General features: G+C 64.9%; 20 protein-coding genes. 8 read left to right on the forward strand and 12 right to left on the reverse strand.

The window, feature by feature from the left end; genetic code table 11:
- Positions 1-28: 28 nt before the first annotated feature.
- Positions 29-619, reverse strand: coding sequence for a DUF4337 domain-containing protein (locus H8A95_RS10275; RefSeq protein WP_229183066.1), 591 nt, complete (start codon positions 617-619; stop codon positions 29-31).
- Between the two features lie 157 nt (positions 620-776).
- The gene (locus H8A95_RS10280) at positions 777-1,727 is read right to left on the reverse strand and encodes a tyrosine recombinase XerC (protein WP_229183067.1); all 951 of its coding nucleotides are present in this window, start codon (positions 1,725-1,727) and stop codon (positions 777-779) included.
- Positions 1,728-1,871: 144 nt separating this feature from the next.
- On the opposite strand from H8A95_RS10280, the gene H8A95_RS10285 reads away from it, so the two are divergent.
- Complete coding sequence (locus tag H8A95_RS10285; protein ID WP_229183068.1) at positions 1,872-4,082, forward strand: primosomal protein N'; 2,211 nt, start codon at positions 1,872-1,874, stop codon at positions 4,080-4,082.
- 212 nt (positions 4,083-4,294) lie between these two features.
- Here the strand turns inward: H8A95_RS10285 and H8A95_RS10290 are convergent, their stop codons facing one another.
- Positions 4,295-4,780, reverse strand: coding sequence for a septal ring lytic transglycosylase RlpA family protein (locus tag H8A95_RS10290; RefSeq protein ID WP_229183069.1), 486 nt, complete (start codon positions 4,778-4,780; stop codon positions 4,295-4,297).
- 630 nt (positions 4,781-5,410) lie between these two features.
- Between H8A95_RS10290 and H8A95_RS10295 the strand changes: the two genes are divergently transcribed.
- The 7 genes from H8A95_RS10295 to H8A95_RS10325 all read left to right on the forward strand — a co-directional run bounded on the left by H8A95_RS10295 (position 5,411) and on the right by H8A95_RS10325 (position 13,439).
- Positions 5,411-5,971: a F0F1 ATP synthase subunit delta gene (locus tag H8A95_RS10295; protein WP_229183070.1), complete on the forward strand. Its 561-nt coding sequence runs from the start codon at positions 5,411-5,413 to the stop codon at positions 5,969-5,971.
- Positions 5,971-7,500 carry a F0F1 ATP synthase subunit alpha gene (atpA, locus tag H8A95_RS10300; protein WP_229183071.1) on the forward strand — a complete coding sequence of 510 codons (1,530 nt, stop codon included), beginning with the start codon at positions 5,971-5,973 and terminating at the stop codon, positions 7,498-7,500. The genes H8A95_RS10295 and atpA overlap by 1 nt, the downstream gene beginning before the upstream one ends.
- A gap of 91 nt (positions 7,501-7,591) precedes the next feature.
- Entirely contained in the window at positions 7,592-8,470 is an 879-nt protein-coding gene (locus tag H8A95_RS10305; RefSeq protein WP_229183072.1) for a F0F1 ATP synthase subunit gamma, read from the forward strand.
- Between the two features lie 26 nt (positions 8,471-8,496).
- On the forward strand, positions 8,497-9,939 hold the full coding sequence (atpD, locus tag H8A95_RS10310) for a F0F1 ATP synthase subunit beta (RefSeq protein WP_229183073.1): 1,443 nt from the start codon (positions 8,497-8,499) through the stop codon (positions 9,937-9,939).
- Between the two features lie 115 nt (positions 9,940-10,054).
- Complete coding sequence (locus H8A95_RS10315) at positions 10,055-10,462, forward strand: F0F1 ATP synthase subunit epsilon (protein WP_229183074.1); 408 nt, start codon at positions 10,055-10,057, stop codon at positions 10,460-10,462.
- A 206-nt stretch (positions 10,463-10,668) separates the two neighbouring features.
- Complete coding sequence (locus H8A95_RS10320; protein ID WP_229183075.1) at positions 10,669-12,315, forward strand: adenylate/guanylate cyclase domain-containing protein; 1,647 nt, start codon at positions 10,669-10,671, stop codon at positions 12,313-12,315.
- 125 nt (positions 12,316-12,440) lie between these two features.
- On the forward strand, positions 12,441-13,439 hold the full coding sequence (locus H8A95_RS10325; RefSeq protein WP_229183076.1) for a helix-turn-helix transcriptional regulator: 999 nt from the start codon (positions 12,441-12,443) through the stop codon (positions 13,437-13,439).
- A gap of 56 nt (positions 13,440-13,495) precedes the next feature.
- Here H8A95_RS10325 and H8A95_RS10330 read toward each other — a convergent pair whose 3' ends face one another.
- The 9 genes from H8A95_RS10330 to H8A95_RS10370 all read right to left on the reverse strand — a co-directional run bounded on the left by H8A95_RS10330 (position 13,496) and on the right by H8A95_RS10370 (position 21,913).
- A complete protein-coding gene (locus H8A95_RS10330) occupies positions 13,496-13,996 on the reverse strand; it encodes an RNA pyrophosphohydrolase (protein WP_229183077.1) in 501 nt (166 codons plus the stop codon).
- A gap of 23 nt (positions 13,997-14,019) precedes the next feature.
- Positions 14,020-14,523: an RNA pyrophosphohydrolase gene (locus H8A95_RS10335; RefSeq protein WP_229183078.1), complete on the reverse strand. Its 504-nt coding sequence runs from the start codon at positions 14,521-14,523 to the stop codon at positions 14,020-14,022.
- Between the two features lie 80 nt (positions 14,524-14,603).
- Positions 14,604-15,815 carry a divergent polysaccharide deacetylase family protein gene (locus H8A95_RS10340; protein ID WP_229183079.1) on the reverse strand — a complete coding sequence of 404 codons (1,212 nt, stop codon included), beginning with the start codon at positions 15,813-15,815 and terminating at the stop codon, positions 14,604-14,606.
- A 152-nt stretch (positions 15,816-15,967) separates the two neighbouring features.
- Positions 15,968-17,353, reverse strand: coding sequence for a S41 family peptidase (locus H8A95_RS10345; RefSeq protein ID WP_229183080.1), 1,386 nt, complete (start codon positions 17,351-17,353; stop codon positions 15,968-15,970).
- On the reverse strand, positions 17,350-18,744 hold the full coding sequence (locus H8A95_RS10350) for a murein hydrolase activator EnvC family protein (RefSeq protein ID WP_229183081.1): 1,395 nt from the start codon (positions 18,742-18,744) through the stop codon (positions 17,350-17,352). The genes H8A95_RS10345 and H8A95_RS10350 overlap by 4 nt, the downstream gene beginning before the upstream one ends.
- Positions 18,745-18,784: 40 nt before the next feature.
- Positions 18,785-19,267 carry a 23S rRNA (pseudouridine(1915)-N(3))-methyltransferase RlmH gene (gene rlmH, locus H8A95_RS10355; RefSeq protein WP_229183082.1) on the reverse strand — a complete coding sequence of 161 codons (483 nt, stop codon included), beginning with the start codon at positions 19,265-19,267 and terminating at the stop codon, positions 18,785-18,787.
- Between the two features lie 128 nt (positions 19,268-19,395).
- Positions 19,396-19,764, reverse strand: coding sequence for a ribosome silencing factor (rsfS, locus tag H8A95_RS10360; RefSeq protein ID WP_229183083.1), 369 nt, complete (start codon positions 19,762-19,764; stop codon positions 19,396-19,398).
- A 187-nt stretch (positions 19,765-19,951) separates the two neighbouring features.
- Entirely contained in the window at positions 19,952-20,575 is a 624-nt protein-coding gene (locus tag H8A95_RS10365; RefSeq protein ID WP_338027819.1) for a nicotinate-nucleotide adenylyltransferase, read from the reverse strand.
- Between the two features lie 45 nt (positions 20,576-20,620).
- Complete coding sequence (locus H8A95_RS10370; RefSeq protein WP_229183084.1) at positions 20,621-21,913, reverse strand: glutamate-5-semialdehyde dehydrogenase; 1,293 nt, start codon at positions 21,911-21,913, stop codon at positions 20,621-20,623.
- Between the last annotated feature and the right edge of the window lie 121 nt (positions 21,914-22,034).

Below are 22,034 nucleotides of genomic sequence, written 5' to 3' on the forward strand. Positions count from 1 at the left end.
CGGGGATAGTTGGTGCCAGCCAGCCCCCTCAATGCAGATGCAAAAGGTGCGGCTGGAGCAGGCCGAGCAGCGTCATCACGACGCCGGCGAGTGTCACGAGGCCGGACACCCAGGCCAGTGCGGCGATGCCGGTGATGATGGTCGCGGACGCCAGCACGATGGCGATCTGGAAGGCGGCGGAGGCAAGCTCGAAGTGATGATATTTCGCGGTGGCCTCGTCGCGCTCGTGCTCGGAGTGCTTGGCGCGTTCGGAGAGTTGCTCTGAACCTTCGCCCGTCTCCGGCTCCGAGCGGTAGCGTGCCGCGGTCTTCTGCCAGTCGTCGATCTGCTTCTGCAGCGCGGCCTTGGCCGCCTCGTCGGTGGTGGTCGCGAGGTTCAGCTTGCCCTGTTCGGCTGCGGTCTGCACCGCGGTGCGGCGGATGCTCTTGGCCTGGAAGAAGGCCCAGAGGTTGGAGGCTTCGACGTTCTTGCTGATCGATTCGGTCTGGGCGCCCTTGCCGAGCGTTTCCGAAAGCGCCAGGCAGAGCGCGATCACGGCGATCAGGAGGGCGATCTTCTTGTTTTCGCTCGACGCATGCTCGGCATGCTCCGCGTGCTCCATACTTTCTTGTGCGCTCATGATTCCCCCTCCGGATGAGACCGCGCCACGATTGCTGAATGCGGCGCACAAGGCAAGTGCCGAGCGATTTGTGGCAGCCGTATGAATATGAACGGCGCAAGATGAACGGCGCATTGATGCCGGCCCCGCGCCGTATTTTGAACCCAGGTCCGGGTGCTCAGCCGCGCGGGTGCGCGGAGCGATAGACTTCCAGCAGGCGCTCACTGTCGATGCCGGTATAGATCTGTGTGGTCGACAGCGATGCGTGGCCGAGCAATTCCTGGATCGCGCGCAAATCGCCGCCGCGGCTGAGCAGATGGGTGGCGAAGGAGTGCCGCAACGCATGCGGCGTTGCGCTGTCGGGCAGGCCGAGCGCGCCGCGCAGCCGCTCCATGGTGAGCTGGATGATGCGCGGGCTGAGTGGGCCACCGCGCGCACCGACGAACATCGGTCCGGTCGGGCCGAGCTGATGCGGACAGATCGCCGCATAGTCCGCGATCAATTGCAGCACGTTCTGCAGCACCGGCACCATGCGGGTCTTGTTGCCCTTGCCGGTGACGACCAGCACATCGCCTTCGCCGGGCTTCGGCACGTCGCGCCGCTTCAGCCCCAGCGCCTCGGAGATACGCAGGCCCGAACCATAGAGCAGGGCCATGACTGCGGCGTCACGCACCAGGATCCAGGTCTCGCGGTCCTCATCCGCGCGCTCGTCGGCGTCGGCAAAGCGCTTCGCGGCTTCCATATGGATCGGCTTCGGCAGGCTCTTCGCCACCTTGGGCGCGCGGATCGCCGAGAGTGCGCCGACCTTGCCCTTGCCTTCGCGTTCCAGGAAGCGTCCGAACGAGCGCAGGCCTGCCAGCGCCCGCATCAGCGATCGCCCGCCGATCTCGTCCGCGCGGCGCATCGCCATGAAGGCGCGCACATCGCTCGCCTCGAGCGCGGAAAAGGCCGCAAGCGTCACGCGCGCGCCCCAGTGTTCGGCCAGGAAGGCCAGGCATTGCCGTACGTCGCGGGCGTAGGCCTCGAGCGTCTTCGGCGACAGCCGCCGCTCGGCGCGCAGATGCGACAGCCAGCGCGTCATTTCCTGCGTCACTGATGTGTCGGCGCAGTCGAACTCGAGCGGTTGCATGGGCTGATCGGTCCGGGCCATCTGTAAAGGGCTATTGGCGCTGCTAATCTCCTGATTATATCGCACTGCCTTCGTTTACCGTTCGCTAAGAGAGCGCAGCGGTGCTAGCCCGGCTCAAAGCTCTGATTCCAAAGCTCTGATTCAATGGACCACACCGCGCGCCCCAGCCCAGCCTCTGCATCGACGACGGGGGTCGTCGACGTGCTGGTGCCTGTCGCGCTGAACCAGACCTATTCCTACCGTGTGCCGCGCGGCATGGAGCTTGCGCCCGGCGACGTGATCTCTGTTCCGCTCGGGCCGCGCGAGGTCGTGGCCGTGGTGTGGGCCGAGAATGCCAGGCCCGATCCGCGGCTGCACAACCGGCTCAAGGACGTCAGCGAGAAGCTCGATGTTCCGCCGCTCAGAGCGGAGCTGCGCCAGCTGGTCGACTGGGTCTCCAACTACACGCTGTCGGCGCGCGGCATGGTGCTGCGGATGACGCTGCGGATGGGCGAGAACCTCGGGCCGGAGCGGATGCGGCTCGGGGTGCGGCTGGTCGGCGAGCCGCCGCGGCGTCTGACCCCGGCACGCCGCAGGGTGATCGAGGTGCTGTCGGACGGCTTGCTGCACGGCAAGTCGGAGGCGGCGCGGGAGGCCGGCGTCAGTTCCGGCGTGATCGACGGCCTGGTCGACGAGGGCACGCTGACGGTCGAGGCGATGCCGCCGCCGGCCGCGCCGCCCGTTCCGGATCCCTCCTATGCGCAGCCGGATTTCTCGCGCGAGCAGCGCAGCGCGGTCGACGTGATGCGGACGCTGGCGGCGAGCGGCAGCTTTCATGTCGCGTTGCTCGACGGTGTCACCGGTTCCGGCAAGACCGAGGTCTATTTCGAGGCGATCGCCGAGAATATCCGCCGCGGCAAGCAGACCCTGATCCTGATGCCGGAGATCGCGCTGACCGGCCAGTTCCTCGACCGTTTCGCGCAGCGCTTCGGCGTGCGGCCGCTGGAATGGCATTCGGAGCTGACGCCGCGCACGCGGGCGCGAAACTGGGCCGCGATCTCCGAAGGCAAGGCGCCGGTCGTGGTCGGCGCCCGCTCGGCGCTGTTCCTGCCCTATGCCGATCTCGGTCTCATCATCGTCGATGAGGAACACGACCAGGCCTACAAGCAGGACGACGGCGCGCATTATCACGCGCGCGACATGGCGGTGGTCCGCGCCCATATCGCAAAGATCCCGATCGTGCTGGCATCGGCCACGCCGTCGGTCGAGAGCGAGGTCAATGCGCGCAAGGGGCGTTACCAGCGGGTGGCGCTGCCGTCGCGCTTCGGCGGCCAGCACATGCCGCACATCGAGGCGATCGACATGCGTCGCGCGCCGCCGCCGCGCGGGCGCTTCATCTCGCCTGTGCTGGCCGAGCAGATTCGCCATGCGATCGAGCGCCGCGAGCAGGCGCTGCTGTTCCTCAATCGGCGCGGCTATGCGCCGTTGACATTATGCCGCGCCTGCGGCCATCGCTTCGCCTGCACGATCTGCGACGCGTGGCTGGTCGACCATCGCTTCCGCCAGCGGCTGGTCTGTCATCACTGCGGTTTCTCGATGCCGCGCCCGAACATCTGCCCGCATTGCGCGGCCGAGGAATCGCTGGTCGCGGTCGGTCCCGGCGTCGAGCGTCTACAGGAAGAAGCCGCGAGTATCTTCCCCAAGGCACGCACCATGGTGCTGTCGAGCGATCTCATCACCTCGATCGAGACCATGCGCAGCGAGCTCAACGAGATCGCGGAGGGCCGCGTCGACATCATCATCGGCACGCAGCTGGTGGCGAAGGGGCACAACTTCCCGCGGCTCAATCTGGTTGGCGTCATCGACGCCGATCTCGGGCTGAGCAACGGCGATCCGCGCGCGTCCGAGCGCACGTTCCAGCTGTTGAACCAGGTGGTCGGCCGTGCCGGCCGCGAGCAGGGCCGCGGCGTCGGCTATCTGCAGACCCACCAGCCGGAACACCCCGTCATCAAGGCGTTGATCGCCAACGACCGCGAGGCGTTCTACGCCAGCGAGATCGACATCCGGGAGCGCACCGGCTACCCGCCGTTCGGCCGGCTGGCGAGCCTCATCATCTCCGCCGGAGACCGTCCGACGGCGGAAGGGTTTGCACGCAAGCTCGCCGCATTGGCGCCGCTCGATGAGCGGATCCAGGTGCTCGGCCCCGCCGAGGCGCCGCTTGCGGTCATCAAGGGTCGTTACCGGTTCCGCCTGCTGGTGAAGTCGCTGCGCAATGTCGACCTGTCGCAATATCTGCGCGAATGGCTGGAGGCCGGTCCGAAGACCAAGGGCAATCTGAAGCTCGAGGTCGACGTCGATCCGCAGAGTTTCTTGTAATTTCCACACCTGTCATTCCGGGACGCGCCCCTTGGCGCGGGCCCGGAATCCATACTCACGATCGTGGTTATGGATTCCGGGCTCGTCGCTTCGCTCCGCCCCGGAATGACGAGAGGGGGCAAAGAAAAAGCCTGCCGTCATTCGCGACGGCAGGCCTTTTGGCGCGAGGCAGGCCTCGCGGCCGTTACGCAACGCAACGCTTACTGAAGAGCTTAGGAAACGACCTCGGCAGTGACGCGGCCGACGCCGGCACCGGTCAGGCCGATGGCGCGGGCTGCGCCGGTGGAGAGGTCGAGCACGCGGCCGCGGATGAACGGGCCACGATCGTTGATGGTGACGACGACGCTGCGGCCGCCATGGGTGACGCGGACCTTGGTGCCGAACGGCAGCGAGCGGTGGGCTGCGGTCATGGCGTTCTGGTTGAAGCGCTGGCCGGAAGCGGTGCGGCTGCCCGACTCATTGCCGTAGAACGAGGCCATCCCCGAGAACGCGTGGCCGCCGGACGGCTGGATCGATGCATTGGCGTCGCGCCAGGACGAGCCTTCGGCGCGAGCGTGATGATGGTGGTGACGATGATGCCTGGACTTCGCGGACGCCTCGGTCACGCTGCCCCCGACCAGGATAGTTGCGGCGACAAACGCAAGCGCCGTACGCGACCGGGTGACATTGCCCAGTGTCGCCTTCTTGATATTCAGCATTGATAAGACCCTCAGACAGTATTGCCGCTAACGCAGCAAGTGGAACCCCCGTCCCTTCGTTGACCAAGGCCGTTTGGTTTCGCAATGAGGCACGAATTGGGCAGTAAATCCCGATTGTCTCGTGCTGAAATATCTTGTTACCGCTTTGGGGTATTCAAGCCAGGTTCCGTAACCTTGCTCGTTAACTGATTTTTAACCAAAGTAATACGGACCAATACTGATTAACCGGGCGGCGGTAAGTTTTAAGTAAGTAATCGCCAAATGAAACGATGGCGCGCGTCGGGTTCCTTGCGCGCTCGGCCATAGGCCCATGCAAATTTCGATGGAACAAAATCGCGACGGTGCGAATCGGTGCCCGTCGCGCTGAATTTCCGCGCGCCGAATTTCATGATTCGGTCGCCGGCCACGATCGCCGAAAACCACGTGCGACAAGGCGGCTCTCACGATGCCGTCATGTTGCACCTGCGCGATGGCTATGTTAGCAAAGCCGCGATTTTAACGATCCCGGCACGTCCTGTGCCGGTCGAAAATCGAAGTCCCGCTTGAATTCCAAGGGCTTGGATCGCTAGGCGCTGCTTTGGTGGCGACGGTTTTTCCCTTGCGAATTTGACAGCAAAAAAGAGCGAGCTCGTGGCTGCTGAAGATCCGTCCGTTTCGGGAGTGTCCGGTCGTTACGCAACGGCCCTGTTCGAGTTGGCACGCGACGAGCAATCCGTCGATCAAGTCAGGGCCGACCTCGACAAGTTCGAGGCCATGCTCAACGAGAGCGCCGATCTCAAGCGCCTCGTGCGCAGCCCGGTGTTTTCCGCGGATGCCCAGCTGAAGGCGCTGACCGTGGTGCTCGACAAGGCCGGTATCTCCGGCACGTCGGCCAAATTCCTCAAGGTGCTCACCGCCAATCGCCGGCTGTTCGCAATTGCCGATGTGATCCGCGCCTATCGCGCGCTGGTGGCGAAGTTCAAGGGCGAGGCGACTGCGGAAGTCACCGTCGCCGAGCAGCTCAGTGACAAGAATCTCGACGCCCTGAAGACCGCACTGAAGTCAGTGACGGGCAAGGACGTCGCGCTCAACGTGAAGGTCGATCCCTCCATTATTGGTGGCCTGGTGGTCAAGCTCGGCAGCCGCATGGTGGATAGTTCGCTTCGCACCAAACTCAATTCGATCAAGAACGCGATGAAAGAGGCAGGCTGATGGACATCCGCGCCGCAGAAATTTCTGCGATCCTCAAGGACCAGATCAAGAATTTCGGCCAGGAAGCCGAGGTCACCGAAGTTGGCCAGGTGCTGTCGGTCGGTGACGGTATCGCCCGCGTCTACGGTCTCGACAACGTCCAGGCCGGTGAAATGGTCGAGTTCGAGAACGGCACGCGCGGCATGGCGCTCAACCTCGAAACCGACAACGTCGGTATCGTGATTTTCGGCGCCGACCGCGAGATCAAGGAAGGCCAGACCGTCAAGCGCACCCGCGCCATCGTGGACGCGCCGGTCGGCAAGGGCCTGCTCGGCCGCGTCGTCGACGCGCTGGGTAACCCGATCGACGGCAAGGGCCCGATCCAGGCCACCGAACGCAAGCGCGTCGACGTCAAGGCGCCCGGCATCATTCCGCGCAAGTCGGTGAACGAGCCGATGGCCACCGGCCTGAAGGCGATCGATGCGCTGATCCCGATCGGCCGCGGCCAGCGCGAGCTGATCATCGGTGACCGTCAGACCGGCAAGACCGCGATCGCGCTCGACACCATCCTGAACCAGAAGCCGTTGAACGCCCAGCCGGACGAGAACCTCAAGCTGTATTGCGTCTACGTCGCGATCGGCCAGAAGCGCTCCACCGTCGCGCAGTTCGTCAAGGTGCTCGAAGAGCAGGGCGCGCTGGAATACTCGATCATCGTCGCGGCCACCGCGTCCGATCCGGCGCCGATGCAGTACATCGCGCCGTTCACCGCCTGCACCATGGGCGAGTACTTCCGCGACAACGGCATGCACGCCGTGATCATCTATGACGATCTGTCCAAGCAGGCCGTCGCCTACCGCCAGATGTCGCTGCTGCTGCGCCGTCCGCCGGGCCGCGAAGCCTATCCGGGCGACGTATTCTACCTGCATTCCCGCCTGCTCGAGCGCGCCGCCAAGCTCAACAAGGAGCATGGTTTGGGCTCGCTGACGGCGCTGCCGGTCATCGAAACCCAGGCCAACGACGTGTCGGCCTACATCCCGACCAACGTGATTTCGATCACCGACGGTCAGATCTTCCTGGAAACCGACCTGTTCTTCCAGGGCATCCGTCCCGCTGTGAACGTCGGTCTGTCGGTGTCGCGCGTCGGTTCGTCGGCGCAGACCAAGGCGACCAAGAAGGTCGCCGGCAAGATCAAGGGCGAGCTCGCGCAGTACCGCGAAATGGCGGCGTTCGCGCAGTTCGGCTCCGACCTCGATGCCTCGACCCAGCGCCTGCTCAACCGCGGTTCGCGCCTGACCGAGCTCTTGAAGCAGCCGCAGTTCTCGCCGCTGAAGATGGAAGAGCAGGTCTGCGTGATCTGGGCCGGCACCAACGGCTATCTCGATGCGCTTCCGCTCAACAAGGTGAAGGCTTTCGAGGATGGCTTGTTGTCGCTGCTGCGCGGCAAGCACGTCGAAATCCTGAACGCGATTCGCGACAGCCGCGATCTGTCCGACGACAGCGCCGCCAAGCTGAAGGCGGCGGTCGACGGCTTCGCCAAGACGTTTGCATAACGAATGGGGCGTCGCCCGGCTCGCTGCCGGGCGTGACGAACAGAGGCTTGCGATCTGACCATTGTGGTCGGATCGCCGGGGTGAACGAAGAATGGCGTCACTAAAAGACATGCGGGTCCGCATCGCCTCGACCAAGGCGACGCAGAAGATCACCAAGGCCATGCAGATGGTCGCAGCCTCCAAGCTGCGCCGCGCGCAGAACGCCGCCGAAGCGGCGCGGCCCTATGCCACCAAGATGGACGCGGTGATTTCCAACATCGCTGCCGCAGCCAATGGCTCGCCCGGCGCGCCGGCGCTGCTCGCGGGCACCGGCAACGACCAGGTCCACCTGCTTCTGGTCTGCACCGGCGAGCGCGGCCTGTCCGGCGCTTTCAACTCCGCCATCGTGCGCCTGGCGCGCGAGCGGGCGAACGCGCTGCTCGCGCAGGGCAAGGAAGTCAAATTCTTCTGCGTCGGCCGCAAGGGCTACGAGCAGCTGCGGCGGACGTTCGAGAAGCGGATCGTCGAGCATCTCGACCTGCGCTCGGTGCGGCAGATCGGTTTCGTCAACGCCGAGGACATCGCCAACAAGGTGCTGGCACGGTTCGAGGCCGGCGAATTCGATGTCTGCACGCTGTTCTATTCGCGCTTCCAGTCGGTGATCGCGCAGATTCCGACCGCGCAGCAGATCATCCCGCTCGAGGTCGCTGCGCCCGCGGCCAATGCGGCGCCCGCGACCTCGTACGAGTACGAGCCCGAAGAAGACGAGATTCTCGGCAGCCTGCTGCCGCGCAACCTCGCGGTGCAGGTCTTCCGCGCACTGCTTGAGAACAACGCCTCGTTCTATGGCGCGCAGATGAGCGCGATGGACAGCGCGACCCGCAATGCCGGCGAGATGATTCGCAAGCAAACCCTGATTTACAACCGAACCCGTCAGGCCCAGATCACGAAGGAGCTGATCGAGATCATCTCCGGCGCTGAGGCGGTCTAAGGCAGATTTTCGAAGGAGAACAGTCCATGGCTACAGCAGCCAACCAGATCGGTCGCGTTACCCAGGTCACGGGCGCCGTGGTCGACGTGCAGTTCGAAGGCCATCTTCCGGCGATTCTGAATGCGCTCGAGACCAAGAACGGCGGTAACCGCCTGGTGCTCGAAGTCGCGCAGCATCTCGGTGAATCGACCGTCCGCACCATTGCGATGGATATCACCGAAGGTCTGGTGCGCGGCCAGGAAGTGACCGACACCGGCGAACCGATCCGGGTGCCGGTCGGCGAAGGCACGCTCGGCCGCATCATCAACGTCATCGGCGAGCCGATCGACGAAGCCGGTCCGATCAAGTCCGAAGGCCTGCGCGCCATCCACCAGGAAGCGCCGAGCTATACCGATCAGTCGACCGAAGCCGAAATCCTCGTCACCGGCATCAAGGTCGTCGACCTTCTTGCTCCGTACGCGAAGGGCGGCAAGATCGGCCTGTTCGGCGGCGCCGGCGTCGGCAAGACCGTGCTGATTCAGGAGCTGATCAACAACGTCGCGAAGGCGCACGGTGGTTACTCGGTGTTCGCCGGCGTCGGCGAGCGTACCCGTGAGGGCAACGACCTCTATCACGAGTTCATCGAATCCAAGGTCAACGCCGATCCGCACAATCCGGATCCGAGCGTGAAGTCGAAGTGCGCGCTGGTGTTCGGCCAGATGAACGAACCGCCGGGCGCCCGCGCCCGCGTCGGTCTGACCGGCCTGACGGTTGCCGAGCACTTCCGCGACCAGGGGCAGGACGTGCTGTTCTTCGTCGACAACATCTTCCGCTTCACCCAGGCGGGTTCGGAAGTGTCGGCGCTGCTCGGCCGTATTCCTTCGGCCGTGGGTTATCAGCCGACGCTCGCGACCGACATGGGCGCGCTGCAGGAGCGCATCACCACCACCCAGAAGGGCTCGATCACCTCGGTGCAGGCGATCTACGTGCCGGCCGACGACTTGACCGACCCGGCGCCCGCCACCTCGTTCGCGCACTTGGACGCCACCACGGTGCTGTCGCGCGCGATCTCGGAAAAGGGCATCTATCCGGCGGTGGACCCGCTCGACTCGACCTCGCGCATGCTCTCGGCGCTGGTCGTCGGTGAAGAGCACTACAACACCGCGCGTCTCGTCCAGCAGATCCTTCAGCGCTACAAGTCGCTGCAGGACATCATCGCCATTCTCGGCATGGACGAACTGTCGGAAGAGGACAAGCTGACGGTCGCCCGCGCCCGCAAGGTCGAGCGCTTCCTGTCGCAGCCGTTCCACGTCGCCGAAATCTTCACCGGTTCGCCGGGCAAGTTCGTCGACCTCGCCGACACCATCAAGGGCTTCCGCGATCTCTGCGAAGGCAAGTACGACCATCTGCCGGAAGCGGCGTTCTACATGGTCGGCACCATCGAAGAAGCCGTCGAGAAGGGCAAGAAGCTCGCCGCCGAAGCGGCATAAGCTTTGGGATGTCGTCATCGCCGGACCTGATCCGGCGATCCATCGCACCAGAAGCATTTGACTGATGGACCCGCGGGCCGAGCCCGCGGGTGACAGCGCAAAGAACGGAAAGACCATGGCCACCTTCCACTTCGATCTCGTCTCTCCCGAAAAGCTCGCCTTCTCCGGCGAGGTCGATCAGGTTGACGTTCCCGGTGTGGAGGGTGATTTCGGTGTGCTCGCCGGACACGCTCCGGTCGTCGCCACGGTTCGTCCGGGTATCCTGACGATCACGACCGCCGGCAAGCGTGAGAAGGTGATCGTGCTCGGCGGCCTTGCCGAGGTGTCGGACAAGGGGCTCACCGTGCTCGCCGACGTCGCGACCGCGATTGCGGATCTCGATCGTGCGAAGTTTGCCGAGACCATCGCCGAGATGCAGGAAAAGCTCGCGGAGCACGAGGGCTCCGAGCTCGACCACGCGATCGAGCGGCTCGATCACTTCAAGAGCATCCAGCACGAGCTCAACGCAACGGCTATGCACTAGGGCGCGGTTGCTGACCAGCGATCGCGCCTTTGCGTCGAGTGAGCCGGCTCCCTTTCTGAAATCGCTCACACCTTTCCAGTCATCGCCTGCAGAGGCTTGAACGATTCAACGCCCGCCGCACCTTGCGGGCGCTGAATGCTTGTTGCGCCTGCGAGCGTCTGGCGGCATTCTCTCGGCATATTTTCTGGGTTCCGGGGCTGGCACTCATGAAGCGCAAGATCGCAGCGATCTTTGCGGCCGATATTGCAGGCTATAGTCGATTGGTTGCCGAGGATGAGGAAGAGACGCTGCGGCGGCTCGCCTCCTATCGGCAGGTCACCGACGACTTCATTGCAAAGGGCGGTGGCCGCATCTTCAACACCGCGGGCGACGCGGTGCTTGCGGAATTTCCCAGCGCCGTCGAAGCCGTGCGTTGCGCGATCGACATCCAGGAAAGCCTGCGCACGCGCAACATGGCCTATCCGCCGAGCCGGCAGATGTCGTTCCGGATCGGCATCACCATCGGCGACGTGGTCGAGCGCGACGGCGATCTGCTTGGTGATGGCGTCAATATCGCAGCAAGGCTCGAGGGCCTCGCCGAGGTCGGCGGCATCTGCGTGTCGCGCGCCGTGCATGAGCAGGTCGCCAACAAGCTGTCGGTGCAATTCGCCGATATCGGCGCGCAGGAAGTGAAGAACATCCCGACCCCCGTGCACGCCTACATGGTGGCGATGCGGCGCGAGGACGGCAGCTACGCGACGCCGCAGGTCAAGAAGCCGATCAAGGTCCCACCGCCGGGCGCGCCGGCATGGATGTGGCCCGCTGGTATTACCCTGGTGCTGTTGGCTGCGATCGGCGTCGGCGGCTTCCTCGCCTACACCAAGCTGGAAACTTCGGCGAATAAGCCTGCAGTCGTGGCCAGTTCCGTTCCGGCATCCGCGCCCCTGGTATCAGCTTCACCCGCACCGTTGGTCGCACCGGCGCCGTCTGCGAAGCCCGCGCCGACGCTGGTCGCGCCGGCATCCCCACCGCCGCCTTCGATCGCATCAGGTGACAAGCTCGCCACCGACATCATTCCGTTCGTCAGCGACCGCACCCGAAATGTGCTCGCGACCGAATATGCGCCCGCGAACGATTTCAAGGCGATTGCCCTCAACATCAACGGCTTCGTGGGATCGAGCGTGGCGCAGCCGAGCGAGGACGCGGCGAAGACGTCAGCCCTCGAGCAGTGCCAGAAGCGCGCCGACAATGCGGGCTCACCGCGCAAATGCGAACTGTACGCCGTCGGCAATACGGTCGTGTATGCCCATGGCCTGCCGCCGGTGCCGCCTCTGCCATGGGTCAAGCGCGATGCGCTGGTCGAGAAGCCGTACGCTACCAAGGACGTTCCGCTGCTGCGCGAGGCGGCCAGGGCCAGGCTCGACAGTCTGTTTGTGCCGGGGCGCAAGACACGAACCATCGCGCTCGGTCCGGGCGGTCACTACTTCTTCAACGCGGGCATCGATTCGCTGGAGGAATCGGCGCGGCGCAACCTGCAGGCCTGCGGCGCGGTCGCGGGCGTGCCCTGCACGATCGTCGCGGTCGACGACGTCTTCGTGGTGCCGGTTCCGGCCACGGTGCGCGTGACCGGCTTCTTCAAGGCGGCGGACAGCTCGGTCATCACGCCGGGCGAGCGCAGCGATGTCGCACGGAGGCTTGCCGACGCGACGGCAGGCTGGAATGCGGTCGCAGTCGGCACGCAAGGTCGGCCGGGATTGGGATTGAAGGCGGAGAACGAGCAAAGCGCCGTCAATGCTGCGCTCGCTGACTGCGCCAGGCGCGACAGCGATTGTCATGTCATCGCGATCGGTCCGTTCACGGTCGGCCCGAACTAAAGCGCGATCCGGAGAATGTGAAGCAGCTTACAGCGTGGATCGTGCACAGGTGACAAGCTGCGGCGCGATGACGAATCGACCTGGTCGCATCGCGATTTTACCACCGACATAACGGACACGATGCTGTGCTGACTTTCTCCACCGAGGCTCTCCGCCCGCAAGACCGATTTGAGCATTGGTGCGACGTGCGCGGCAAAAGCCTGTTCGGGGTCACCATCGAGCTCGATCGCGACAGGCGGCCCGATTTCCGCGGGCGCTTTTCCGCGACGCCGGTCGGCGATGCCATGCTGGCGGAAATGTCGGCGTCCTCCTACCGCGTCAGCCGGACCTCGTCCGACATCGCCCGCGTCCCGAGCAACAGCCTGCATCTCGCCTGGCAGGTGCGCGGCCCAGGCCACATGAATATCGGCCGCGACCGCGTTCAGTGGGTGGGCAACGGGGATCTGGTGTTCGGCCACTCCAATCTTCCGTTTGCGTCAACGCCCGACCGGACGGATGGCTTCCACTTCTTCAGCCTCAAGATTCCCGTCACCAGCGACTTCGTGCTTGGTGCGCGGATCGAGGACGTCCCGCCGGTCATGCTGGCGCGTGATGCGGGCCTGACGCGCCTTGTCGGCGCCATGTTCCGCTCCATGACACGCGATCCGGCGCAAGCCGGGCAGTTTGCCGGCGAGGTCACGCATATGGTGCGCCTGGCGCTGCTCGCGCGCGGGCGCTTGCGGCCGCGCCAGGATGAAATCCGCGCCGCGCTGCATGCGGGCTATCTCCATGCCGCGCACGAAATCCTGCTGCGCGATCTGCATCGCGCCGCGCTCACGCCGGCCGCGGTCGCCACCGAGCTCGGCATTTCGCTGCGGCAATTGCATGCGCTGTTCGAGCCGACCGGCCTGTCGTTCGCGCGGACACTGACGGCGACGAGGTTGCAGGAGGCGAGGCGGCTTCTCTACGCTGCGCAGGAGCGCGGCATCGACGAGGTCGCGTTTGCGTGCGGCTTCGACAGCATCGCGACTTTCTATCGCGTCTTCCGCGCGGCCTACGGGATGACGCCGGGCGATGCGCGGCGCGTTCCGCCGCCAGATCGGGATGACGTTTCTTCGAATCGTCATCCCGCCCTGGCTCTTTAATTTGAGCATGCTCTTTTCGGAAAACCGCTACACACTTTTCCGGATCATGCTCCAGATCAGCCGGCGAATTCCGCGAACCGGGTCGCGACCGTGCGATAGACGTCGCGGCGGAACGGCACCACGAGATCGGCGACGCGGTCGAGGCGCTCCCAGCGCCATTGATCGAACTCGGCCGGCTGGCCGTTGCGTGGCGTCAACGGGTCGATCTCCTCGTCGCGTCCGGTGAAGCGCAGCGCAAACCATTTCTGGCGCTGGCCGCGGAATTTGGCCAGCCGGTGCGATGTCGGTCCGTCATAGGCAGGGAATTCGTAGGTCATCCAGTCGGTCTCGCCGAGATAGTCGGCGCTGACCGCTCCGGTCTCTTCCCACAATTCGCGCATCACGGCCTGCCGCGGATCCTCGCCCGCATCGATGCCGCCCTGCGGCATCTGCCATTCGAGGCCGGGCAGCACGATCTCCGGACCGTCGTCCTTGATCCGGTGACCGATCAGCACGCGTCCGTCGCCGTTGAACAGCGCGATGCCCACATTGGGGCGATAGGGCTTATCTGATGACATCTCGATACGTGTGCGTCGTGGGTCTATTTGGCCGCCAGACCGGCGAATTCCTTCACGACGCGCTCATAGACCGGGCGCTTGAACGGCACAATCAGCTCCGGCAGATTCTTCATCGGCTCCCAGCGCCAGGTGATGAATTCGGCCTTGTGGCCGCCGCCGGGGTTGGCGACGTTGATCTCGTTCTCGTCGCCGGTGAAGCGCAACGCGAACCATTTCTGCCGCTGGCCGCGATAGCGTCCCTTCCAGGCCCGGCCGGCGACGGTGCGCGGGATATCGTAGATCAGCCAGTCCGAGACCTCGCCGAGCTTCTCCACCGACTTGATGCTGGTTTCTTCGTAGAGCTCGCGCCGCGCGGCCTGAAACGTATCCTCGCCGGGATCGACGCCGCCTTGCGGCATCTGCCAGACATGCGCATCGTCGACATGCTCGATGCCGCCCGCACGGCGGCCGATGAAGACCAGTCCGGCTGCATTCAGCAGCATGATGCCGACGCAGGTTCGATAGGGCAGGTCTTCATAACGTGCCATGCTGCCGCTACCTCGCAGTTCCCGGTGCCGCCGGACCCGGCCCCCCGGCAAGGTCTCGGACTGCACCAACAGATTGATCTCTAGCCCGATTTTGATTTCAGCATCGCCGTTGTCAATGGCACAAGCATAATGCCCTTGGAGTCCAGGGTCTTGAGCCAGGCGCCGAGCCGCTCGATCGAGACCGGCAGCGCCGAGGCGACACCCACGGCGGCGCCGCGTTCCTTGGCGATGGTTTCCAGCTTGACCAACGCACGGTCGATTTCCGCCGACGTCGGCACCGCGTCGATGGCGAAATCGGCCTTGGCGAACGGTAGTGACTGGCCCGCCGAGAGCGTCTGCGCGACGCTGCGCGGGGTGGAACCGTCGTCGAAAAAGCTCAGGCCGCGCTTGGCCGCCTCGCGCACGATGGGCTGCATCACGGGATCGGTCGCGACGAACCGGGCACCCATGAAGTTGGCGATCCCGGCATAGCCCTGCAGGCGGCTGAGGTGCCAGTAGAGGCGGTCGAGATTCTGCTCGCTGCTCAATGTGGTCAGCAGCGTCTGCGGGCCCGGATCGTTGTCGGGATAGTCGAACGGCTCCATCGGGATCTGCAGCAGGATCTCGTGGCGCTGCGTCCGGGCGCGTTCCGCAAGCTTGCCGGGGTCGGCGCCATAGGGCGTGAAGGCCAGCGTCACGGCCGGCGGCAGCTTCATGATGGCGTCGGTGGTCTTGGCGGCGCCGACGCCGAGGCCGGCGACGACGATGGCGACCACCGGCATCCGGGCGGCCTTGGTGCGGTCGGCCTCGGCCGCATAGACGGTGAACGGCTTCAGGCCATCGGCAACTGCCGGGATCATGCCGTAGCGCGATTTTTCCAGGAGGCGCGGGTCGATCCCGGTCATCGCGACCGGTGGCGAATCGCCATCCGCCTTCTCAGCGGGATCGCCGGCGCCGATCACGACGTCCTGGCGCTTGCCGCTGGAGCCGTCGATGATGGTGACGGTTTTGGCGTCGCTGGCTGCGGCCGGCGCCTTGGCGACGGATTTGACCGCCGGCTCGGCCGTCTGGCCGGCAGGGGCATGCTTGTCGTCGGTGGCTGCGGGCGGGGGATTACGCAGTGTGACGCGGGCCATCGGCTCGCCGCCGAGCGGGTTGTCGTTGAACAGCGCGACGCCGGCGAAGCCGACCAGCACGAGACCCAGCAGCACGGCGAGCGCCTGCATCGCCGTGAATGGCAGGCGGAAACGGCGCGTCCTGCCCAGGGTGTTCTGCCCAAGCGGCGTGCTCAGTTCGTCGGCCGCTTCTGCCATGCCCCTCCCCGAATCAACAGCGCGAACGATAGCACGATGCGGTGCATTCCCGCGCACCGGCCGCCCCGTCAAAGCACGGTTACGGGTGGACATCCGAAAACAGAAAGGGCGGCCCGAGGGCCGCCCTTTTCGCCGAATCGATTGGATTGGATTTAGTTCGCGGACTTGTTGGCCGGCTTGTCGACGGCGGCCTTGTCGCCGGGCGCCTTGTCACCGGACGGGGTGGCCGGTGCCGGCGTGGCGTTCGAGGTCGACTTGATGCCGTGCAGCAGGTCGTCGGCCATCTTCAGCGCCTTGTCGTCCTTGGCGTCCGGCGGGACGTAGGACTGCGAGCCGGTCTTCTCGTCGCCATCGTTCTTCAGATGGCCGCGCAGCGAGGCCTCGCCCTTGGTGTCGGTGCGCGCCTTCAGCTCTTCCGGCACGTCCTGCAGCACCTCGATATCGGGCACGATACCCTTGGCCTGGATCGACTTGCCCGACGGCGTGTAATAGCGCGCGGTAGTCAGGCGCAGCGCGCCGTTGCCCGAGCCGAGCGGGATGATGGTCTGCACCGAACCCTTGCCGAACGAACGGGTGCCGACCAGCGTCGCACGCTTGTGGTCCTGCAGCGCGCCGGCGACGATTTCGGAAGCGGACGCCGAGCCGCCGTTGATCAGCACGATGACCGGCTTGCCCTTGGTCAGGTCGCCCGGATGGGCGGCGCGGCGCTGGGTTTCCTCGGCATTGCGTCCGCGGGTCGAGACGATCTCGCCACGCTCCAGGAAGGAGTCGGACACCGTGACCGCTTCTTCAAGCAGGCCGCCGGGGTTGTTGCGGAGGTCGATGATGTAGCCCTTCAGCTTGTCGCCGATCTGGCCCTGCAGGTTAGCGACCTCCTTCTTCAGGCCTTCGGTGGTCTGCTCGTTGAACGTGGTGATGCGGATGTAGGCGATGTCGTCGGCCTCCACCCGCGCGCGCACCGAGCGGACGCGGATGTTGTCGCGCACCAGCGTGACGTCGATCGGATTGTCCTGGCCCTTGCGGATGATCTTGAGCTTGATCTTGGTGTTGACCGGACCGCGCATCTTCTCGACGGCCTGGTTCAGCGTCAGGCCCTGCACGGCCTCGTCGTCGAGGTTGGTGATGATGTCGTTGGCCATGATGCCGGCCTTCGAGGCCGGGGTGTCGTCGATCGGCGAAACAACCTTGATCAGGCCGTCTTCCATCGTGACCTCGATGCCGAGGCCGCCGAACTCGCCGCGGGTCTGCACCTGCATGTCGCGGAAGCTCTTGGCGTCCATGTAGCTCGAGTGCGGGTCGAGGCCGGACAGCATGCCGGAGATTGCGGATTCGACCAGCTTGCTGTCATCGGGCTTCTCGACATAGTCGCTGCGCACGCGCTCGAACACGTCGCCGAACAAATTGAGCTGGCGGTAGGTGTCCGACGTCGCGGCGCGCGCGCTCGATCCCATCAGCACAGCGCGGGGCTGCGTGACGAAAAGCGTCAGGGCCGCGCCGGTGGCGGCGCTAAGGAGAATTACCGAAGTCTTGCGCATCATCCGCGAACCTTTTCGCCTTCATTTGCGGCCCACCATGGACCTGGATCGATTGGAGTGCCGTCTTTCCGGAACTCGACATAAAGCACTGGCTGGCTCGCATTGGTCGCGAGAATGGATGCGACCTGGGATGTCGACCCCATGGTCGCGACCGGCTCCCCCGTAAGTACAAACTGGCCGATGTTTACCGAAATTCGCTCCATCCCGGCGATCAGGACATGATACCCGCCCCCGGCATTGAGGATCAAGAGTTGTCCATAGCTGCGGAAAGGACCAGCGTAAACAACCCAGCCGTCACACGGGGTTGTGACCTGGGCGCCCGGCTTGGCTGCCAAAGAAATGCCTTTTTGTACGCCCCCCGCGCCGTCGGAACCGCCAAATTCGCGAATCTTGGTGCCGTTTACGGGATAGGAGAACAGGCCTTTGGCCGAGGCGAAGGCGACCGCCGGGCTCATGCGGGCCGGGTCCTTCAAGGCGCCCAGATTCGGCTTGCCGTTAACCGTCGCCGGGGCCCCCTGGAGGCTGGCCGTGGCGGCTGCCTTGGCCGCGCTCTTGAGGTCCTGCTCCATCTTGGCGATCAGGCTCTGCAGGTCGGCGGCCTGCTTGGACAGCCCAATGGCGCGGGCGCCTTCGGCCTCCATGTCCTTCTCGGCCGTGCTCTGCTGCCGCTGCCGCTCGTCGACCAGCGCCGCAAGGCGAGTCTGGTCTTCCCTCAGCTTGTCACGATCAGCCGCCATGGCATCGCGCTCGGTCGAGATGGTCTTGCGCAGCGCGACCAGCTCGCCGAGATCGGCCGCAAGCTTTTCTGCGCGGACGCGCAACTCCGGCACCACGGCGCCGAGCAGCATCGCGGTGCGCAGCGATTGCAGCGCGTCCTCTGGCCGCACCAGCAGCGCTGGCGGGGTCCGCCGCCCGGCGCGCTGCAGCGCGGCCAGCACCTCGATCACTTCGGAGCGGCGTGAATCGAGCGAGCTGCGGATCTCGCGCTCGCGGCCATCGAGCGGCAGCAAGCGTGCCTCGGCATCCGCGATCCTTGTCTCGACGCCGCGTACCTGGCCGGCAATGTCGATCAGCTGCTGATTGAGCTTGCTGCGGTCCTGGCCCATCGCGGCGATGTCGGCCTTCAGCTTCTCCTGCAACTCGGTCGCCTTGCGCTGCTGCTCGCGTGCGGCTTCGAGCTCCTGCTCGCGCTGCTTGATGGCGTCGGGCGATGTCTCCGCGGTTGCGGCCTGCTGTGCCGGCGGCGCGGATTGTTGCGTTGATGGTGCCGCTTGCGCATGCGCCGCTGACTGTGGCTGTGCGGCGAGCAGGGCGACCGACAAGGGCAGCGATGCCAGCAGCCCGCGGCGGCGCGCGGTGCCGAAAAACGAAGCTGTGTCCCGCTTGTGCTGCATTCGCGTGCGTTCAGCGCTTTCGACTGTCCGTCACCGCGCCTCAAGCGCGATGATAGGGATGGCCGGCCAAAATGGTTGCGGCCCGATAAATCTGTTCCAGAAGCATGACGCGGACCATTTGGTGCGGCCAGGTCGCGGAGCCGAATGCAATACGCAACGAAGCCTTGCGCTGCAATTCCGGCGAAAGTCCGTCCGCGCCGCCGATCACGAAGGCCGTATGCGCCAAACCCTCGTCGCGCCAGCGGCCGAGCTGCTGTGCAAAGCTCGCGCTGTCGACGCTCTTGCCGCGTTCGTCGAGTGCCACCAGCGCGTATTTGTCGGGCAGCCGCGCCGAGATCGCCGCGGCTTCTTCGGCAATGCGTGCGGCCGAGTCGCGCGCGCGGCTTTCCGCAATCTCATGGATCTCAAGGCCGCGAAACCCGAGCTTGCGGCCGATATCTTCGAAGCGCTCGCGGTAACGCTCGGCGAGCTCCCGTTCAGGGCCCTGTTTCAGGCGGCCGATGCAGATGACGACAAGACGCATGAAAGCGTTTTCCGGCAAAGTGGAGGCCGGTTTGCCGCAGAAAACGCGTCAAGTCCACGGCTCGCGCGCTAGAAGCGCGCGTGCAAGCTATATGCGCTGCAGCCGATTCGCATCGGCTTCGATACGCCTTAGACCGCCGCGACCGCCGGGTTCTGAGTCCACAACCGCTCGAGGTTGTAGAACTCGCGCACCTCAGGCCTGAACACGTGCACGATCACCTCACCGGAATCGATGAGCACCCAGTCGCAATTGGGCAAGCCCTCGACATGGATGTTCTTGACCCCGTTTTCCTTGAGGCTCTTCGTCACATTTTCCGCGATCGCGCCAACGTGCCGGTTAACCCGGCCGGTGGTGACGATCATGTAGTCGGAATATGCGGATTTGCCGCGAAGGTCGATGGTGACCGTCTCTTCCGCTTTCATATCCTCGAGGCGGGAGAGGATCAGGCTCAGCGTCTTGGGGGCATCCGGTTTGTCGGCATCCGGTTGCGCCTGCAAGGCCGCGGTTTTCGTCGATGTTTTACGCGCAGTCTTTGGAACCTTGGGTAAAACAGACTTTGACAATACAGATGTGGCCAGGGACCATTCCTTTCACTGTATCGCGGGGGCCGAATCCTCGGCGCCCACGGACCATACTACGCATGTGGGGTTAATGGTTTCAATATTCCAGTAACCCTTTTGCGCTTCACGCCGTTCTCCAGCTCCCGTCCGGGTTCCGGAGTCCGGTCGAAGACAGATTGGATTTCATTCCTGTCAGGAAAACCCAGGCGGGCGCCCGTTGGTCCGCCAGCCGTGTCGCCTGATTTTCGGGCATGCGATAGCGCATGAGCGCCTGCGCCGCCGGTGCGGCAAGGGCACGGAAGCTTTGGGGCGGTCGGTCGATCACGGCAATCGGCACATCGGACGCGATGCGCCGCCAATCTTTCCAGCGATGAAATTGCGCGAGATTGTCAGCGCCCATGATCCAGACGAAGTGCACGCCGGAGACACGGCGGCGCAAGTGGATGATCGTGTCGGCAGTGTAGCGCGTGCCAATGACAGCTTCGAGACAGCTGATGTCGATGCGCGGATCGTCGGCAACGCGGCGCGCGGCGGCGGCGCGTTCGTTGAGCGCATGCAGGCCGTCATGGTTCTTCAGCGGATTGCCTGGCGTCAGCAGCCACCACACGCGGTCGAGCTGCAATCGCTTCAGCGCGAACAGGCTGATGGCGCGATGCGCGGCGTGCGGCGGATTGAACGAGCCGCCGAGCAGCCCGATACGCATGCCGTTGGTGTAGAACGGCAGGGCCTGGGCTGCGGACAACGACACGCGTGAGGCTTGCCGCAATGGTCTACCGTGCGCGTGCGATCGTGATCACGGCCGTGTCTGCCCGGTGCCGTGGACACGATACTTGATGCTTGTCAGCTGCTCGGCGCCGACCGGCCCGCGGGCGTGGAATTTGCCGGTGGCAATTCCGATCTCCGCGCCGAAGCCGAACTCGCCGCCGTCGGCGAATTGCGTCGAAGCGTTGTGCAGCACGATCGCCGAATCGACCTCATTGAGGAATCTTTGCGCGGCAGTCGTGTCTTCCGTCACGATCGCATCGGTGTGATGCGAGCCGTGATTTTGAATATGCGCAATCGCTTCATCGAGGCCGTCGACGATTTTCGCGGAGATGATCGCGTCCTCGTATTCGGTGTTCCAGTCCTCGTCGGACGCAGGCTTCACCCTGGCATCGGCGCCTTGCACGGTGTCGTCGCCGCGCACCTCGCAACCGGCGTCGATCAACAATGCGACCAGCGGTTTCAGCTTCGTCGCGGCAGCGTCGCGATCGATCAGCAGGGTCTCGACGGCACCACAGACGCCGGGACGGCGCATCTTGGCGTTGAGCACGACCGACTTCGCCATATCGAGCTTTGCACTGGCATCGACATAGATGTGGTTGACGCCCTCGAGATGCGCGAACACCGGAACGCGTGCCTCCGCCTCGACGCGCGCGACCAGGCTCTTGCCGCCGCGCGGCACGATCACGTCGATGCCGCCGTTCAATCCGGTCAGCATCAGGCCGACGGCCGCGCGATCACGGGTCGGCACCAAAGTGATGGCGGCCTCGGGCAGGCCGGCTTCGCGCAGGCCCTGCACCAGGCATTCATGGATCGCGCGGCAGGAGCGGAAACTGTCGGAGCCGCCGCGCAGGATCACCGCGTTGCCGGCCTTCAGGCACAGCACGCCGGCATCGGCGGCGACATTGGGCCGGCTCTCGAAGATCACACCGATGACGCCAAGCGGTACCCGCACGCGCTCGATGGTCATGCCGTTCGGACGCTGCCAGCTCTCGGTGACGGCGCCGACCGGATCGACAATCTCGCGCACGGTCGCAACACCGTCGGCCATCCCGTCGATGCGCCCCTGCGTCAGTGTCAGGCGGTCAACGAAGGCGGAGGTCATGCCGCCCGCGCGCGCCTCGGCAACGTCCTCGGCATTGGCAGCGAGGATCGCCGGCGCATTGGCGCGGATCGCGCGTTCGATTGCCGCGAGCGCCCGGTTCTTCTGCTCCGGCGGCGCCAGTGCCAGCACGCGCGCGGCAGCGCGCGCCTTGGCGGCGAGGTCGGTCATCAGGGCGGCGAGATCGGCGTTGCCGTCGATTGCCTTCAGGGGGGCACTCATGGAAGTCCCAGTCCTTGTTTGAGCATGATCTCTTCGGAAAACCGGTGTCCACTTTTCCGGATCATGCTCTAAGGCCATGTTCTAGCATGGCAATTGAGGGGTGGCGAGGCGCGGAACCGGC

Origin of the sequence: Bradyrhizobium oropedii (assembly GCF_020889685.1) — a bacterium.
In the GTDB taxonomy this organism is placed as follows: Bacteria; Pseudomonadota; Alphaproteobacteria; order Rhizobiales; family Xanthobacteraceae; genus Bradyrhizobium; species Bradyrhizobium oropedii.